The organism is Flaviaestuariibacter terrae, assembly GCF_054777635.1.
This window is the reverse complement of sequence record NZ_BAAHAL010000006.1, coordinates 566,316-582,310: the sequence shown is the minus strand read 5'-3', so window position 1 is coordinate 582,310 and position 15,995 is coordinate 566,316. Positions and strand designations below refer to the sequence as shown.

15 protein-coding genes and 1 other RNA gene are annotated in these 15,995 nt (G+C 58.7%); 9 read left to right on the top strand and 7 right to left on the bottom strand.

What is annotated here, in order from left to right; translation table 11 throughout:
• Positions 1 to 33: 33 nt before the first annotated feature.
• Together ACYU7Z_RS03240 and ACYU7Z_RS03235 are read left to right on the top strand one after the other, a co-directional pair.
• Positions 34 to 477, top strand: coding sequence for an oligosaccharide biosynthesis protein Alg14 (locus ACYU7Z_RS03240; RefSeq protein ID WP_460567313.1), 444 nt, complete (start codon positions 34 to 36; stop codon positions 475 to 477).
• Positions 474 to 980, top strand: coding sequence for a glycosyltransferase (locus ACYU7Z_RS03235; protein WP_460567311.1), 507 nt, complete (start codon positions 474 to 476; stop codon positions 978 to 980). Before ACYU7Z_RS03240 ends, ACYU7Z_RS03235 begins: the two co-directional genes overlap by 4 nt.
• A 62-nt stretch (positions 981 to 1,042) precedes the next feature.
• Here the strand turns inward: ACYU7Z_RS03235 and ACYU7Z_RS03230 are convergent, their stop codons facing one another.
• The gene (locus ACYU7Z_RS03230) at positions 1,043 to 3,160 is read right to left on the bottom strand and encodes an endonuclease MutS2 (RefSeq protein ID WP_460567309.1); all 2,118 of its coding nucleotides are present in this window, start codon (positions 3,158 to 3,160) and stop codon (positions 1,043 to 1,045) included.
• A 160-nt stretch (positions 3,161 to 3,320) separates the two neighbouring features.
• Here ACYU7Z_RS03230 and msrA point away from each other — a divergent pair, with 160 nt between their 5' ends.
• The 3 genes from msrA to ACYU7Z_RS03215 all read left to right on the top strand — a co-directional run bounded on the left by msrA (position 3,321) and on the right by ACYU7Z_RS03215 (position 6,641).
• Positions 3,321 to 3,980, top strand: a complete 660-nt coding sequence (gene msrA / locus ACYU7Z_RS03225) for a peptide-methionine (S)-S-oxide reductase (RefSeq protein ID WP_460567307.1) — start codon at positions 3,321 to 3,323, stop codon at positions 3,978 to 3,980.
• A gap of 123 nt (positions 3,981 to 4,103) precedes the next feature.
• Positions 4,104 to 5,360, top strand: a complete 1,257-nt coding sequence (locus ACYU7Z_RS03220) for a metal-dependent hydrolase family protein (protein WP_460567305.1) — start codon at positions 4,104 to 4,106, stop codon at positions 5,358 to 5,360.
• A 66-nt stretch (positions 5,361 to 5,426) separates the two neighbouring features.
• Positions 5,427 to 6,641 (top strand): thioredoxin family protein, encoded by a 1,215-nt coding sequence (locus ACYU7Z_RS03215; protein ID WP_460567303.1) that lies wholly within the window; start codon positions 5,427 to 5,429, stop codon positions 6,639 to 6,641.
• 61 nt (positions 6,642 to 6,702) lie between these two features.
• Here the strand turns inward: ACYU7Z_RS03215 and hisB are convergent, their stop codons facing one another.
• The 4 genes from hisB to hisG form a co-directional block, all read right to left on the bottom strand.
• A complete protein-coding gene (hisB, locus tag ACYU7Z_RS03210) occupies positions 6,703 to 7,857 on the bottom strand; it encodes a bifunctional histidinol-phosphatase/imidazoleglycerol-phosphate dehydratase HisB (protein ID WP_460567301.1) in 1,155 nt (384 codons plus the stop codon).
• On the bottom strand, positions 7,850 to 8,905 hold the full coding sequence (gene hisC / locus ACYU7Z_RS03205; RefSeq protein WP_460567299.1) for a histidinol-phosphate transaminase: 1,056 nt from the start codon (positions 8,903 to 8,905) through the stop codon (positions 7,850 to 7,852). Before hisC ends, hisB begins: the two co-directional genes overlap by 8 nt.
• Before the next feature lie 38 nt (positions 8,906 to 8,943).
• Positions 8,944 to 10,218, bottom strand: a complete 1,275-nt coding sequence (gene hisD / locus ACYU7Z_RS03200; protein ID WP_460567297.1) for a histidinol dehydrogenase — start codon at positions 10,216 to 10,218, stop codon at positions 8,944 to 8,946.
• A gap of 69 nt (positions 10,219 to 10,287) precedes the next feature.
• Positions 10,288 to 11,142: an ATP phosphoribosyltransferase gene (gene hisG, locus ACYU7Z_RS03195; protein WP_460567295.1), complete on the bottom strand. Its 855-nt coding sequence runs from the start codon at positions 11,140 to 11,142 to the stop codon at positions 10,288 to 10,290.
• A 247-nt stretch (positions 11,143 to 11,389) separates the two neighbouring features.
• Here hisG and ACYU7Z_RS03190 point away from each other — a divergent pair, with 247 nt between their 5' ends.
• On the top strand, positions 11,390 to 11,794 hold the full coding sequence (locus ACYU7Z_RS03190; protein ID WP_460567293.1) for a hypothetical protein: 405 nt from the start codon (positions 11,390 to 11,392) through the stop codon (positions 11,792 to 11,794).
• Positions 11,795 to 11,863: 69 nt separating this feature from the next.
• On the opposite strand, the gene fsa is transcribed toward ACYU7Z_RS03190, so the two are convergent.
• Entirely contained in the window at positions 11,864 to 12,517 is a 654-nt protein-coding gene (fsa, locus tag ACYU7Z_RS03185; protein WP_460567291.1) for a transaldolase family protein, read from the bottom strand.
• A gap of 152 nt (positions 12,518 to 12,669) precedes the next feature.
• Positions 12,670 to 12,769: signal recognition particle sRNA small type (ffs, locus tag ACYU7Z_RS03180), an RNA gene on the bottom strand.
• Between the two features lie 145 nt (positions 12,770 to 12,914).
• Between ffs and ACYU7Z_RS03175 the strand changes: the two genes are divergently transcribed.
• The 3 genes from ACYU7Z_RS03175 (at position 12,915) to ACYU7Z_RS03165 (ending at position 15,993) form a co-directional block, all read left to right on the top strand.
• Positions 12,915 to 14,165 carry an ABC transporter permease gene (locus ACYU7Z_RS03175; RefSeq protein WP_460567289.1) on the top strand — a complete coding sequence of 417 codons (1,251 nt, stop codon included), beginning with the start codon at positions 12,915 to 12,917 and terminating at the stop codon, positions 14,163 to 14,165.
• A 117-nt stretch (positions 14,166 to 14,282) separates the two neighbouring features.
• Positions 14,283 to 15,287, top strand: coding sequence for a tRNA (adenosine(37)-N6)-threonylcarbamoyltransferase complex transferase subunit TsaD (tsaD, locus tag ACYU7Z_RS03170; RefSeq protein ID WP_460567287.1), 1,005 nt, complete (start codon positions 14,283 to 14,285; stop codon positions 15,285 to 15,287).
• Between the two features lies 1 nt (position 15,288).
• Positions 15,289 to 15,993 carry a tRNA1(Val) (adenine(37)-N6)-methyltransferase gene (locus ACYU7Z_RS03165; RefSeq protein WP_460567285.1) on the top strand — a complete coding sequence of 235 codons (705 nt, stop codon included), beginning with the start codon at positions 15,289 to 15,291 and terminating at the stop codon, positions 15,991 to 15,993.
• Positions 15,994 to 15,995 lie beyond the last annotated feature (2 nt).

The window sequence follows — 15,995 nt, the reverse complement described above, 5'->3', positions numbered from 1 at the left end:
ACCTGAAGCCTCTCTTCGGCAAAAACAAATACCATGAAAGTACTAGGAGTAGCCTCCGGCGGCGGCCATGTTGTAGAACTACTGCGGCTGCAACCCGCATTCGATGACCATGAGCTGATCTACATGTCGACATTAGACAGCTACGCCGACACCTTCCGGGGCTATGCGTACCATACCATCCCGGATTTCAGTCAATGGAATGTCTATAAGATCCCGAGGGCGGCCATGATACTTTACCGGCTCATGGCTCGTATCCGGCCCGATGTTGTGATCACGACCGGCGCAGCTCCGGGCGTGCTGGCCCTGTTCATCGGCTGGCTTCTGGGCGCCACCACCATCTGGGTGGAGGCCTCCTGCCATACCGAAAAGGTTTCCATCAGCGGCAAGGTCTGCGCCCTGTTTGCGAGCCGCGTGTATACCCAATGGGAACACCTCGCCACACCCAAATTCGTTTACTCAGGAAATGTAATCAAATGATCTTCGTAACCGTTGGCAGCCAGCTGCCGTTCGACCGTTTTATCCAGGCCGTTGACGAAATAGCGCCCCAGCTTCCCGGCAACCAGGAAATCGTTGCCCAGGTTTTTGGAATGAAGTACGTTCCGAAGAACATCCGGACGCTGGACTATATCCGGCCAACCGAGTTCAAGGACTATATCATGGGCTCCGACCTGATCGTGAGCCACGCCGGCACCGGCACCATCATTTCGGTATCGCAACTGGAAAAGCCGCTGATTGTATTCCCGAGACTGGGCCGGCTGAAGGAAACCCGCAACAATCACCAGGTGGATACCTGCGTGATGCTCGAAAAAACCTGCGGCCTCCAGGTTGCCTACGACCAGCAGGGGCTGAAGCAAAAGATCGAGGAGTTCCTGCTTGGACGCCTGCCCGTAATGGAGCGGATACCGCCCTTCGCGGCTCCCGAGCTTCTCGACTCGATCCGGAGCTTCATCAAGCCCGGGAAAAAGCTCGCGCTTTCCTGAGCTGGTCTTTTGACCTTCTATAGCGCCCGGCCATGGTCGGGCTTTCGCCTGTTCGATGGGGCTTAGCCGTTAGTGCCGTCGGAGGCGATCTCCTTCACGAGCACCAGGTTGTCAAGGTCTACCTGCATGGGCAGCTGGCCGATCTTTACCACGGCGCGCTTCCCGCGCAGCTCGAGCACCTCGCCTACCTGCAGGTTCTTCTTCATCTTGACCTTGTCGCCGACCCGTATTTCCCCGGATAGCTCCTCGTATTTTGCGTTGAGCTGCTTCTGCTTTTTGCTGACGACCTTCTGCTCGTTGTTTTGCTTGAAGAGGAGTGCCGCCATTTCCTTGAACACCTGGTTCTTGTCCTCGGCCTTCCGCCAATCGAGCGTTATCTGGCGCAGCTTGCGCTCCATGTCTTTAAGGTATGCGAGCCGCTCCTCGGAGATCTTGTTCTGCTCCTTCAGCAACTCTACCTGCTGGCGGTGGCGCTCCCGGTCCATCAGGCCTTCCATCTCCCGCTTCAGCCGCTCGTTTTCTTTGAGGAGCTTCTGCAGCTCGCGCTGCTTCTCGTCGATCACCTGGAGGTCCTGCTCGGTGCGGTTCAGCAGCTTATCGAGCTTGAAGTGCTCGTTGTCCACGAGGCTGCGTGCGCGGTCGATGAGGCGCCGCTCGAGCCCGATCCGCTCGGCGATGGAGAAGGTGTACGAAGAGCCGGGCTTGCCAAGATTCAGCTTGTAGAGCGGCATCAGCTTCTTCTCGTCGAAGGCCATGGCGCCGTTAAGAATGCCCTTGGTCTTGTTGGCCATCACCTTCAGGTTGAGGTAGTGCGTCGTTACGATGCCGATCGCATGCTTGCGCGCGAGCTCCTCGAGGATGACTTCGGCAAATGCCCCGCCCAGGTTGGGGTCGGAGCCGGAGCCGAGCTCGTCGATGAAGAAGAGCGTGCGGCCGTTGGCCACTTCCATGAACGATTTCATGTGCAGCAGGTGGCTGCTGTAGGTACTGAGCTCAAACTCGATACTTTGGGTATCGCCGATGTGGATCAGCAGTTGCTTGAAGATGCCAAAGGTGCTCGACGGATGCACGGGCACCAGCAGACCGCTCTGCACCATCAGCTGCAGGAGGCCCACAGTTTTCATAGTAACGGTCTTACCACCGGCATTAGGTCCAGAGATAACGAGAATGCGCCGGTCGTCGTCCAGCTGAAGGTTCATCGGGATCGTCGACTTCCCGCTCCGCTCGTTGTACAGGAGCAGCAGCGGGTGCCGCGCGTTCACGAGGTTGATGTGGGCCTTCTCGTGCACGATCGGGTATTCGGCATGCAGGGCAATGGCCAGCTGCGCCTTTGCGTAAATAAAGTCGTATTCGCCGGCCACCTCGTGATAGGTATTCAGCAGCGGCGCATAGATCGACAGGTCTTTGGTGAGTTGCTTCAGGATGCGGTACACTTCCTTGCGCTCTTCGTTCTCGAGCTCGTATACCTGGTTGTTCAGTTCCACGGTTTCGTCGGGCTCAATGAAGGCCGTGCGGCGGCTGTCGCTCTCGCCGTGCAGGATACCGCCGACAGAGCGCTTTTGCTCGGCGAGCACCGCGATCACGCGCCGGCCGTTCATGAAGCTTTCCTCGATATCGGCCAGGTACCCGTTCTTATTGAGCTTGGTCACGATGCGGTCGAACACGCGGCGCAGCTCCTGCCGCTTGCGGTACAGGCTGCTGCGGATCTGTGCGAGCTCGGGCGAGGCGCTGTCTTTCACGGTGCCCGTTTCGTCGATGACCTCGTTGATAAGGGACTGGATGGTCTTCTCGTAATAGGTGCCCTCGATAACCGCGGCAAGGCCGGGGTAGGCCGTGCGGCGCTCCGAATCGAACCAGCGGAATATGCGCTCCATCGTTTCGGCAAGCTTGCGGATGCCAACGAGCTCGTCGCCCCCGAGCATCGAGCCGGGGATGGCAAGGAGCCGCAGCTCGCGGCGCAGGTTGAGCACGTAGTCGTTGGGGAAATGGATCGCGTTCTGTGCGATCTGCTTGTACTCGTGTGTTTGCAGCAGCTCGCGCTCAATGATTTCCTTCCGGGTATGAATGCGCAGACCAAGCGCTTTGTCACGGGCATACTCCGTCCGGCAGCGCTCGTGGAGGAGGCCGCGGATCTTATCGAGTTCCAGCTGTACCGGGGCTGATTCCGGGTATAATTTCATGTAGAATTCCTTGCTTTTCGGGGGTACGCGAAGGTACGACAGCCGGACCGCACCCTCTTAAGAGAAAGCCAAAGCGCGCCGAAAACCCTTGTTAAAAAAGCCGTTTTGTGCTTTATTTGTCGACCTTCCGTAGAATTTTGCGGTATAAGTGCAACTCCTGATGACCCATAAAGTAATTGCCAGCCTCCTCGTTCTCGTGGGGATCGCGGCCGGCTGCGTTGCCGAAACACAATCGAACAAGATGAGCGCATCGATCTACGACAGCGAAACTACCGCGGAGCGTACCGACACGGCAACCTTTGCTACCGGCTGCTTCTGGTGCACAGAAGCCATCTTCGAACAACTCAATGGCGTACTCAAGGTCACCTCGGGTTATTCGGGCGGGCGCAAGCCAAACCCCAGTTACGAGGAGGTCAGCACGGGCGCTACCGGCTACGCCGAATGCGTGCAGGTGGTATACGAGCCCGAGAAGATCTCCTACGATGATCTGCTCGAGGTGTTCTTCCAGGTGCATGACCCGACCTCGCTCAACAAGCAGGGCGCCGATGAAGGCACGCAATACCGCAGCGCGATCTTTTACCATAACGCCGCACAGAAACAAAAAGCCGAATACTACGTTTCGGAGCTGAACAAAAGTGGCTCCTACGATAAGCCGATCGTAACCGAGGTGGCGCCTTTTGCCCGCTTTTACGCAGCCGAAGACTACCACCAGGATTACTACAGCAACAACAAATACTCAAACCCGTATTGCGCGGTGGTTATCCGCCCTAAGCTCGAAAAGTTTCAAAAGGTGTTTGCGAAGAAGCTCAAGAAGAATTAGGAGCGTTGGCGTTTTGAGTTTTATGTTTTCGGTTCACGAGAAATATTATCCCGGGTTGCCCGGGATTTTTGTTTGCGTACCGGTGAGGTACGACGGGCAACATTCTATCCCTAACTTCCCTTCATGAAACCGCTTGCCCTGCTTCTCTCCCTCCTGCTGACACAAGTTGCCATCGCCCAAAGCGACTCGTTCTACCTGCTGAAGCCCGACCGGGTTTTCGACGGCGAAGAGGTGCATACCGATTGGGTGGTACTGGTACACGGCGAGCGGATCGAGAATGCGGGCCCGATGCGGTACAAGCTTCCCGCCAATACACGCGTCATCGAGCTTCCGGGCGCGACGCTGCTGCCGGGGCTGATCGAGGGACATTCGCACCTGTTCCTGCACCCGTACAACGAAACCAGCTGGAACGACCAGGTGCTCCGCGAAAGCCGCGCCGAGCGAACGGCAAGGGCCGTGGCCCATGCGCGTGCCACGCTGGCCGCGGGCTTCACAACCGTGCGCGACCTGGGCACCGAAGGCGCCGGTTACGACGATGCCGGCCTCAAGCGCGCCATCGAGAAAGGCGTGGTACCCGGGCCGCGAATGATTGTGGCTACCCGCGCTATCGTCGCGAAGGGGGCCTATGGCCCGAGCTACAACAATGCCGATATCGACCTCCCGCAGGGCGCCGCCGAAGTATCGGGCGTTGCCGAAATGCAACGCGAGGTGCGCACCCAGATCGCCCATGGTGCCGACCTGATCAAGGTATACGCCGACTACCGCGCCGGGCTCAATGGCGAGGCCGTGCCGACGCTGACGGAGGAAGAAATGCGCGCTGCCGTGCTGCTGGCTGCATCACTGGGCCGCCCCGTAGTGGCCCACGCCACAACGGATTCGGGTATGCGCCGCGCCATCAGGGCCGGGGTACGAACCATCGAGCACGGCGATGAAGGGTCTTACGAAACGTTTGTCCTGATGCGCAACGCGAAGATCGCCCTGTGCCCCACGATCGCAGCGGGCGACGCCGTCAGTGTCTATGGCGGCTGGAAGCGCGGCAGCAGCCCGGAGCCGGCCCGCGTGGCCGCCAAGCGTCGCTCCTTCGCCGATGCGTTGCGGGCCGGCGTCACGATCTGCATGGGTGGCGATGTGGGCGTGTATCCGCATGGCGACAATGCGCGGGAGATGGAACTGATGCAGGCCAACGGGATGCAGCCGCTGGCTGTGCTCCGGTCCGCCACTTCGGTGAACGCCGATGTGTTCGGTTGGGCCGATCGCATCGGCCGCATCCGCAAGGGATTGCTTGCCGACATACTCGTTGTCCAAGGCGACCCGACAAAAGATATCTCGGCCATCAGGCAGGTATTACTGGTGCTGAAGAATGGAAGCTTTGCCCGGTAAAACCGGTGGCTACCGGTAACGGGCAACGTTCGGGAAAGCTCGTATATTCGGAGAAACACCCGACATATGAAACGATTGCTTTTCGGATTGCTTCTGCCCCTCTTTGCCGGCGCGCAACAAACCGGCATTGAATTTACACACGCTGCCAGCTGGCAGGAGGTGCTGCAAAAGGCAAAAGCCGAGCACAAGCTCATTTTTGTTGATGCTTATACCACCTGGTGCGGCCCCTGCCGCTACCTGTCGTCGGAGATATTTCCGAAAGACGAGGTGGGGAAAGTATACAACGCGAATTTTATCAGCGTGAAGATGCAGCTGGATACCACGGCCCAGGACAATGAATGGGTAAAGCAATGGTATCCCACTACGGGCCGCATGATGCACGACATGCATATCAACGTCTTCCCGACCCTCCTCTTTTTCGACGCCGACGGCAACCCGGTACACCGCGTGGCCGGCGCCGGCGATGCCGCCCGGATCATCGGGTATGCCCGCACAGCACTGGATTCAGCGCAGCGCTATTATACGCTCAAGGCCCGTTACGATGCCGGCGCACGCGATGAGGCAACGATCACAGCGCTCACCCAGCGCGCCGCGGAAGCCTACGACCTTGATCTCGCCCGAAGCCTGTTTCGCGAATACATGCGTTACCAGAACGGCGCCTTCACACTGAAGACCGCCCAGCTCGCCGATATGCTGGCTTCCTCTGTCAACGACCCCGCCTTCGCGTTGATCGCAGGCAACGAGGCGCGCTTCGACAGCGTTGTGGGTCAGCCGGGAGCCGCCAAAAACCGCATTACCGACGTACTGATGAACGAGCTGATGGCCATTGCCAACCGGACCAAGCTCGGTCCCGGCTACAAGCAGGCGACCGACAGCCTCAAGGCGCGCTTCGGACCCGTGGTTACAGATCTCGCCGAACGGGCCCGGATGTATCATTACCGCAACATCGGCGACTGGAGCCATTATGCGCCGGCGGCAATCCAATATTTAGGCGCCGCGACAGACACAAAGCCGGTCGAGCTCAACGACATTGCCTGGGCCTTCTTCGAGCACGTAACCGACCGCGCGCAATTGGAAAAAGCGCTCGGATGGAGCAAGAAATCGCTGGCTGAGAACGATCCCAACTTCGTCGACACGTACGCCAACCTGCTTCATAAGCTTGGACGCACTAAGGAAGCTATTGAATGGGAAGAAAAAGCCATGGCTAAAGTGGACGAATCCCAAAAGGCGCCGTTCCGGGCCAACATCGAGAAGATGAAGAAAGGAGAGAAAACCTGGTGAGAACATTGGATATAGTAAGAAAAAACGCGGCACCCGATGGTGCCGCGTTTTTTGTTATTCCTTACAGTGTTCCTTTTGTGCTGGGGAGGAAGTCCTTCAGCGGATCCTTCTTGACGGCCATTTTGAGGGCCTTTGCGAAGGCCTTGAAGATCGCTTCGATCTTGTGGTGCTCGTTGTCGCCGCGGCACTCGATGTTGAGGTTGCATTTGGCGGCGTCCGAAAACGATTTGAAGAAGTGAAAGAACATTTCGGTCGGCATGTCGCCCACTTTCTCGCGCCGGAAAACGCTGTTCCAAACGATCCAGTTGCGGCCGCCAAAGTCGAGCAGCACCTTGGCTTCGGTCTCGTCCATCGGCAGGGCAAAGCCGTAGCGCTCGATACCGCGCTTGTTGCCAAGCGCTTTGGCAAAGGCCTCACCGAGCGCGATGCCCGTGTCTTCGATGGTATGGTGTTCGTCGATGTGGAGATCGCCCTGCACGCGGATGGAAAGGTCCATGCCGCCGTGCCGCGCCACCTGGTCGAGCATATGATCGAAGAAAGAAAGTCCCGTCTGAATATCCGCGCTGCCGCTTCCGTCCAGGTTTAGGTCGATCGCGATCTTCGTTTCCGAGGTGCTGCGAACATGCTCCACACTCCGCTCCTGCCGCCGCAGGAATTCGTAAATATCTTTCCAGTCTTTGGTCTCAACGGCTACCACCCGGGCAAGCTCGTCGCCGTTGTCTTTAACCTCGGCGCCACCGAGCGTCGGGTTGTTTTTCAGCCACAGCGCGCGGCAGCCCAGGTTCTTGGCAAGCTGCACATCGGTCACGCGGTCGCCGATCACGAAGGAGTTGGCCATATCATAGTCCGGGCTGTTGAGGTACTTGCCGAACATTCCCGTGCCGGGCTTGCGGGTGGGAAGATTGTCTTCGGGCATGCTGCGGTCGATCAGTTCTTCCTCGAAGATGATCCCTTCGTTGGCGAAGGTTCCCATAACGAGGTTGTGCACGGGCCAGAAATCATCCTCCGGGAATTTATCGGTGCCGAGGCCATCCTGGTTGCTCACCAGCACGAGCACATAATCGAACTCGCGCGCAATGCGACCGAGGTAGTGAAAGACCTGCGGGTAGAAAGCCAGCTTGGAAAAAGAATCGATCTGGTAGGTGGGCGGAAATTCCTGGATCATCGTTCCGTCGCGGTCGACGAAGAGGCAGCGCTTGGGCTTTGCGTCAGGCATTCGGGTATTCGTTTAAGGCGTTGAGTAATTGTTGGTCCTGCCCCGGCGTGCCGACGGTGATGCGGAGGCAATCGTCGCAGAGCAGCACGTTGCTCCGGTTGCGTACGATAATGCCACGGTCGCGGAGATATTCATACACCCGGGTGGCATCGGCGATTCGCACGAGCAGGAAGTTGGCATCGCTCGGAAATATTTTCTGCACGCCCGGCACCCTGGCCAGAGCGTCGATGAGCGCCGACCGCTCCTGCACCGTTTCGCGGATCATCGCATTGACATCCTCGAGCTTGTCGAGTGCCTTCAGCGCGATGTCCTGCGTGGCGGCGTTGATGTTGTAGGGCGGCTTGATCTTGTTGAGCACCGCCACGATTTCGGGCGATGCATAGGTGATCCCCAGCCGCAGCGCCGCCAGGCCCCAGGCCTTCGAGAAGGTTTGCAGTACCACGAGGTTGGGATAATCCTTAAGGTCGCCAAGGAAGGAACGGTTGCGGCTGTAGTTGATATAGGCTTCATCCACCACCACGAGCCCGTCGAAATTATTCAGGATAACCTCGATATCCTCGCGGTACAGGCTGTTGCCCGTGGGGTTGTTGGGCGAGCACAGGAAGATGATCTTGGTTGCGGCGGTCAGGGCGCCCTCCATGCCTTCAAGATCCAGCTGGAAGTCTTCCCGGCGCAGCGGCACCTCGTCGACGCCAACATTGTTGATGCGGGCATATACCTCGTACATGCCGTACGTCGGCGGGCAGATGAGGATGCGGTCGATACCGGGCTCGCAGAAGGCGCGGAGCAGCAGGTCGATGCATTCGTCGGAGCCGTTGCCGAGCAGCATGCTCTCGGCCGGCACATTCTTGATCGTGGCGATCTTCCGCTTCAGCTCCCACTGCAGCGGATCGGGGTAGCGGTTGTACCACTGCGTAAGCGGCGAGCCGAACGAGTTTTCATTCGCGTCGAGGAAGACGCTGGCAACGCCGCTGAACTCGCTTCGTGCCGAGGAATACGGCTTCAGCGATTTGATGTTGGGACGAACCAGTTTATCGAGATCGAACATTCAGAAGAAGTTTGTCGTTTGAAGTTTGTTGTTAACAGTTAACGCAACCGGACGCGGACCGCTTCGGCATGGGCTTGCAGACCTTCCGCATCGGCCATGGTGGTAACGGTTTGCGCAATACCGGCCAGCCCTTCGCGGGTCAGTTGCTGGAACGTGATCTTCTTTACAAAGGAATCGACACTAACGCCGCTGTAGGCGCGTGCGTAGCCGTTTGTTGGGAGTGTATGGTTCGTGCCGCTGGCATAATCCCCCACGCTTTCCGGCGACCAGGCACCGATAAAGACCGAGCCCGCATTCTGTACCCGCATGGCAACGGATTCGGAATCGGCGCATTGGAGGATAAGGTGCTCGGCCGCATACTCGTTGGCCAGCTCGAGGGCTTCGTCGATACTCCGGAGCACAACGATACGGCTTTTCGCGAGTGCCTGTTGGGCGATACCGGCACGGGGCAGCAGCGCGCGCTGGCGATCTACCTCAGCGGCTGTTTTCGACGCGAGTTCCGACGAATCGGTGAGCAGCAGTACCTGGCTGTCGGGGCCGTGTTCGGCCTGCGAGAGAAGGTCCGCAGCGATGAACGCCGGATCGGCGGCCGCATCGGCCAGCACGCAAACCTCGCTGGGCCCCGCCGGCATGTCGATCGCAACGCCTTCCTGCTGCACGAGCTGCTTGGCCGCGGTTACGTACTGGTTGCCCGGCCCGAAGATCTTGTCCACCTTCGGCACAGATGCCGTTCCGTAGGCAAGTGCTGCAATGGCACCGGCGCCACCGGCCTTTACGATCGTTCGAATTCCGCAGAGGGAAGCTGCAAACAGGATCGCGGGGTGCACGCTGCCGTCTTTCGCGGGCGGTGTGCAGAGCACCACGTCGCGGCAGCCCGCGATCCGGGCGGGAATACCCAGCATCAGCACCGTGGAAAAGAGCGGGGCGCTTCCACCGGGAACGTACAGGCCGACCTTGCCGATCCCCACGCTCCTGCGCCAGCAGCGGATACCGGGAGCCGTTTCTACCACGGCCTCTTCTTTCAATTGTCCGCGGTGAAACGTTTCGATGTTGGCGAACGCAGCGCGGATTGCTTCTTTCAGGGCAGCGGGCAGCAGGTTTTCCGCCTCCCGTATTTCTACGGGTGTCGCCAGGAGGCTTTGCAGCTCCGCGCCATCGAAGCGCCGCGCCAGGTCCAGGAGTGCCGCATCACCGTCATTCCGCACCGTAGCCAACAGTTGCTGCACCGTTGCGGTCAGCGCGCTGTTATCGGCATAAGGCCGTTCTGCGATCCGGGTCCACGCGCTGCGTTCCGGGTAGGTAATTATTTCCATTTTCTATAATTCACTGAACACACGTTCAAATCTGAAATCCGAGATCCGAGATCCGAGATCTGAGATCTCTCACAGTATCATCTTCTCGATGGGCACCACGAGGATACCCTGGGCACCGGCATACTTGAGCGCTTCGATCTTGTCCCAGAACTCGGCCTCCGGCACCACGCTGTGCACGGAGCTCCAGCCCTCTTCGGCCAGTGGCAGCACCGTAGGACTCTTCATGCCGGGCAGCAGCGAAAAGATCTCGTCGAGCGCGTCGTTCGGCGCATTGAGGAGAATGTACTTGTTCTTCCGGGCGGTCTGTACGGAGCTGATGCGGAACAGCAGCTTGCGGAGGATCTTTTCCTTTTCCTCATCGAGCGCCGTGTTTTTGACCAGCACCGCCTCGCTTTCCAGGATCGTTTCCACTTCCTGCAGGCCGTTCATAAAGAGGGTCGAGCCGCTGCTCACGAGGTCGCAAACGGCATCGGCGAGGCCGATACCAGGGGCGATCTCCACCGACCCGCTGATCTCGTGGATCTCGGCTTCCACACGGTGCTTGCGGAGGTAGGACTCCACGAGGAAGGGATAGCTCGTGGCAATCTTCTTGCCTTCGAGGGCATTGATCGAATCGTAGACGCTGTTGCGGGGCACCGCCAGCGCGAGGCGGCAACGCCCGAAGCCGAGGTGCTTCACTACCTCCACGTCCTTGCATTTCTCATACAGCACGTTCTCGCCTACGATGCCGATATCGGCAACGCCGTCCTGCACGTATTGCGGGATGTCGTCATCGCGGAGGAAGTAGACTTCCACGGGAAAATTTTCCGCCTGGCTGCGGAGCTTCGCGCCGGCGCTCTTAACGGCGATGCCGCAGTCGTTGAGCAGCTTCAGGCTGTCTTCCGACAGGCGGCCGGATTTCTGGATGGCAATTCTCAGGTTCATCGGGTTGCATTAAAAAAGGCCTACCATCGCGGTAAGCCCTTGTTATCGTTGCAGCACAATACACCGGCCTACCTCGCGGGGGAAGTATGATGCAGGTGGGTATGTACCGTTTTGTTCGTCATTCGGCAACAAAAGTAAGGGAGAAACAACTTCCCGCTGCGCAAGTCACTTGGGCAAGCTGGGAAAATTCTGTTAACTGGGCAACCGATAACAGCCCCGAACCGTCCTGAAATAGAACTTTGCCACCGTGAAAAACCTCATTCTCTTGCTTTTTCTCCTGCTGGCCGCCCAGGCAGGGCGTTCGCAGCCGATCGTGCACTTTGAATTCAACCTGTATACCGACAGCTTAAAAAAGGGCTTCTACAATTATATATCGGTCGATGCGCAGCTGGGCGACGGCAGCTGGCGCCCACTCGATTCGACCCGGGTCATCTTCAGCGCCAACACCGGGCGCTTCCATGGCAACGATCTTTTCATCGACAGCAGTTACCAGCACGACTCCGTAGTAGTACGGGCGACCCTCCGGGAGGATCCCAAGCGCTGGAAAGAAACGATCATCTATATCCGCAAGCGCGGCTTCGCGAAATTGCCCACCGAGGAGGAAGTGATCAACCGCAGCCCCGCCGACAAGCCACGCCGCAAACAGAGATGATGCCGGGCGTGGGTCAGCGAAAAAAAGGCGGCCACCGGCCGCCTTCTGTATTTTTCGCAGGAACTATGCTTAATGGAACTTCTTCGCGTCTTCCAGGAACTTGGCAAGGCCAATGTCGGTGAGGGGATGCTTCAGCAGGCCCAGGATCGACTCCAGCGGCGAGGTGATTACGTCGGCGCCCAGCTCGGCGGCCTTGATGATATGGTTCACGCTCCGGATGGATGCAGCGAGGATCTCCGTCTCATAACCTTGAACGGCGTAGATGTTGGCGATCTGCTCGATGAGGATCATACCGTCCCAACCCGAGTCGTCGATGCGGCCGATGAAGGGCGATACGTAGCTGGCACCTGCCTTTGCGGCGAGGATGGCCTGGCCGGCGGAGAACACCAGCGTGCAGTTGGTGCGGATGCCGTTATCCGAAAAATACTTGATGGCCTTGATACCGTCTTTGATCATCGGAACCTTCACCACGATATTGGGGTGGATGGCTGCCAGCTTCTTGCCCTCTTCGACGATGGTGGCAAAGTCGGTCGAAAGCACTTCCGCCGAAATATCGCCGTCCACCATTTCGCAGATGGTCTTGTAGTGATTGTGTACGGCCTCTTCGCCGGAGATGCCCACTTTGGCCATCAGCGAAGGATTGGTGGTTACTCCATCGAGAATACCAAGCTCATTGGCCTCCTTGATCTGGGCCAGGTCGGCCGTATCGATAAAAAATTTCATGAAGGGGAATTTTGCCGCAAAGATAAGCGACCCGGCCCTGTGATGCAGGATGTTTGCGGTGCTGCGGCACCAGCGTGCACGAAAAAAGCTCCTTTCGGAGCTCTTCGGGTAAGTTTATCGGGACCGGTACAACCCGGGCTGGGATCAAAAAAAAATGGCAGGCTACTTACATCGCACCGCTACAACCGCCTACCCTTGCTACCTTCCGGTCCTGGGGGAGTTCAGCAGGAGCTGGCCGTGTAAGACCTGCCGGTACAAAAGTAAGGAAGTCGGAACTGCGAAGCGTGAAGTTTTTTCAAAAAATTTCCATCGACTGAAAAGGGAGGTGCTAACGCTGCGTCGGCAAGCCCCTTCCGACTTCCCACTTCCAACTTCCTTACTTCCCTATCTTTACCTCATGCGTCGTATACTCGAGATCGCCGGGAGCTCGTTCCGGATGGCCCTGCAGGAGTTGCTGAAAAACAAGCTCCGCACCTTCCTGTCGCTGTTCGGTATCACGATCGGCATCTTCTGTATCGTCGGCGTTCTTGCTACGGTACAGAGCCTCGAGCATAACCTGCAGAACGAGATCAAGTCGCTCGGCTCCAACACCATCTACATCGACAAATGGGATTACACCGCCGGCGGTGGCCCCGACTATCCCTGGTGGAAATACGTGAAGCGTCCCGACCCGAAATTCTCCGACCTCGCCGTTATCAAGCAACGCACGCCTTCAGCGGGTTTCAGCTCCTTCAAGATCCAGGTTAATGACAATGTACAGGCCGGCGGGCTTTCGCTGAGCAACGTCACGCTCTACGGCGTTACCGACGATTTCCCCGTCATCCAGTCCATCGAGGTGGAAAGCGGGCGCGGGCTTAGTGATGCCGAGTTTGCCCGCGGTACTGCGACCGTGGTAATGGGACACGAGGTGGCCGAAAAACTGTTCCTGGAAGCCGACCGCGCAGTTGGCCACACGATCGATGTCCGCGGCCGCAAGTGCCTGATCGTGGGCGTTATCAAAAAGCAGGGAAAGAGCATGATCGGTGGCTGGAACTTCGACCAGAGCCTCGTGATGCCGTATCGATTTGCCCGTTCGGTCATGGACGAGCGCCACTCCGACCCGCTGCTGATGGTGCAGGCAAAAGAAGGGGTCAGCATCGGCGCGCTGAAAGACGACCTCCGCGTGGTAATGCGCGCTGTGCACCGCCTGAGCCCGCGCCAGGAAGACGACTTTGCGCTCAACGACATCAACGACTTCAGTTCGGCCATCAGCGCCGCTTTTGTCAGCGTCAACATCGGTGGCTGGATCATCGCGGGCTTTTCGCTGATCGTGGGCATGTTCGGCGTTGCCAACATCATGTTTGTTACAGTAAAGGAGCGCACCGGCCAGATCGGGCTCAAAAAAGCGCTCGGCGCCAAGAGCCACCTGATCCTCGCCGAATTCCTGCTCGAGTCGGCCTTCCTTTGTCTCATCGGCGGCGCCATCGGGATCCTGCTCGTGTATGCCATCACGCAGCTCGTCACCCACGCGCTCGACTTCCCGATCTTCATCCCGACCTCGCTCCTGCTCATCGCCATCGGCATCTGCATTATCGTGGGGCTCGTCGCCGGCATCATTCCCGCCTTCCGCGCCGCCAAGCTCAACCCGGTTGTTGCCATCCGGTCGTAACGATGCGCGCGACCGTCATTGCGAGCGCAGCGAAGCAATCTACTGTTCCCGGTGCCGATTGCTTAGGCCTTCACTTCGTTTCGACCTCGCAATGACGTTTCGAAGTTAATTTTGCGTATGCCCACGCTCCTAGCGATTGAATCTTCCTGTGACGAAACGTCGGCCGCGGTGTGCCGCGACGGCCGGATCCTTTCCAATCATATTGCGAACCAAACGGTGCACGAGCAATACGGCGGCGTCGTGCCGGAGCTCGCCAGCCGCGCGCACCTGCAGCATATCGTTCCGGTGGTCGACATTGCCCTCAAACAAGCCGGCATCACGACCGCCGATCTCGACGCCATTGCCTTCACGCAGGCGCCCGGGCTGATCGGCTCGCTGCTCGTGGGCGCGCAATTTGCCAAATCGATGGCGCTGGCGCTCGATAAGCCGCTGATCGCCGTTCACCATATGCAGGCCCATGTGCTGGCCAACCTTATCCCCCAGGAGCGTCCCTCCTTCCCATTCCTCTGCCTCACCGTCAGCGGCGGCCATACGCAGATCGTTCGGGCCGACAGCCCCACGCAACTAACGGTGCTCGGCGAAACGATCGACGACGCGGCCGGCGAGGCCTTTGATAAATCCGCCAAGCTGCTCGGGCTTCCGTATCCCGGCGGCCCGCTGATCGACAAATACGCGAAGGAGGGCAACCCGGCCCGCTTCCGCTTCGCGGAGCCGCAGGTTGAGGGTCTCAATTTCAGCTTCAGCGGGCTCAAGACCTCGGTGCTGTATTTTCTTCAAAAAGAAAAAGCGGCGAACCCTTCGTTCGTCGAAGAGAACCTGGCCGATATCTGTGCCTCGCTGCAGGCAACCATCATCCGCATCCTGCTCCAGAAGATGCGCCGCGCGGCGCTGACTACAGGGATCAGCGACCTTTGCATCGCCGGCGGTGTGTCGGCCAACAGCGGTCTCCGCGCGGCCTTCACCGCGATGGGCGAGCAGGAGGACTGGCGCACCTTCATCCCGGCCTTTCAATATTGCACCGACAACGCGGGCATGATCGCCATCACTGCCTACTACAAGCTGCTTGCCGGCCAGGTGGCCGACCTGTCGGTTTCGGCAACGGCCCGCTCCGAATGGCACTGATATGGCAAATCCCTTTTTCCGCTTCAAGCAATTCACCGTATGCCACGACCGCTGCGCCATGAAGGTGACTACCGACGCCTGCCTCTTCGGGGCCTGGTGCGCGGAGCAGCTCGAAGGAAAAACCGGAACCTGCCTCGACATCGGCAGCGGCAGTGGCCTGCTGGCGCTAATGCTGGCGCAGAAATCCGCTCTGCAGATCGATGCCGTAGAGATCGATACGGAGGCCGCGCTGCAGGCCGCCGAAAACCTCACGGCGGCCGGCTTCGCCGATGTCCGTATTATTACGGGAGATATCCGCACGCTGCAGCTTCCCCACTATGATTTCATCATTACCAACCCGCCCTTCTACGAGCGGGAGATCGAGTCGGCCGATAAGGGCAGGCGAACCGCGCACCACGCCGACGGACTCACCTGGACGGAACTATTCGGGGCCATCGGCCGCCTTCTTGCGCCGGCCGGAACAGCCTTTCTCCTGCTGCCCGCTAAGCGCCGCAAAGAGCTGGAAGCCCTGCTGAAAGCGGAAGGACTTTTTTTACAGCAACTTGTTGACGTGCATCCAACCGGCAGCCAGGAAGCGACACGACTCCTGCTGTCGGTCGGGCGTCATCCGGCCAGCCTGCAAACCGGGAGCATCACAATTGCCGATAGCTCGGGCTATACAGCGCGGTTCGTGGAATTGCTGAAAGATTATTATTTGTACCTGTGATC

Coding starts and splice junctions, on each gene's coding strand:
- ACYU7Z_RS03240 (WP_460567313.1), top strand. CDS start 34: ATGAAAGTACTAGGAGTAGCCTCCGGCGGCGGCCATGTTGTAGAACTA.
- ACYU7Z_RS03235 (WP_460567311.1), top strand. CDS start 474: ATGATCTTCGTAACCGTTGGCAGCCAGCTGCCGTTCGACCGTTTTATC.
- ACYU7Z_RS03230 (WP_460567309.1), bottom strand. CDS start 3,160: ATGAAATTATACCCGGAATCAGCCCCGGTACAGCTGGAACTCGATAAG.
- msrA (WP_460567307.1), top strand. CDS start 3,321: ATGACCCATAAAGTAATTGCCAGCCTCCTCGTTCTCGTGGGGATCGCG.
- ACYU7Z_RS03220 (WP_460567305.1), top strand. CDS start 4,104: ATGAAACCGCTTGCCCTGCTTCTCTCCCTCCTGCTGACACAAGTTGCC.
- ACYU7Z_RS03215 (WP_460567303.1), top strand. CDS start 5,427: ATGAAACGATTGCTTTTCGGATTGCTTCTGCCCCTCTTTGCCGGCGCG.
- hisB (WP_460567301.1), bottom strand. CDS start 7,857: ATGCCTGACGCAAAGCCCAAGCGCTGCCTCTTCGTCGACCGCGACGGA.
- hisC (WP_460567299.1), bottom strand. CDS start 8,905: ATGTTCGATCTCGATAAACTGGTTCGTCCCAACATCAAATCGCTGAAG.
- hisD (WP_460567297.1), bottom strand. CDS start 10,218: ATGGAAATAATTACCTACCCGGAACGCAGCGCGTGGACCCGGATCGCA.
- hisG (WP_460567295.1), bottom strand. CDS start 11,142: ATGAACCTGAGAATTGCCATCCAGAAATCCGGCCGCCTGTCGGAAGAC.
- fsa (WP_460567291.1), bottom strand. CDS start 12,517: ATGAAATTTTTTATCGATACGGCCGACCTGGCCCAGATCAAGGAGGCC.
- ACYU7Z_RS03175 (WP_460567289.1), top strand. CDS start 12,915: ATGCGTCGTATACTCGAGATCGCCGGGAGCTCGTTCCGGATGGCCCTG.
- tsaD (WP_460567287.1), top strand. CDS start 14,283: ATGCCCACGCTCCTAGCGATTGAATCTTCCTGTGACGAAACGTCGGCC.
- ACYU7Z_RS03165 (WP_460567285.1), top strand. CDS start 15,289: ATGGCAAATCCCTTTTTCCGCTTCAAGCAATTCACCGTATGCCACGAC.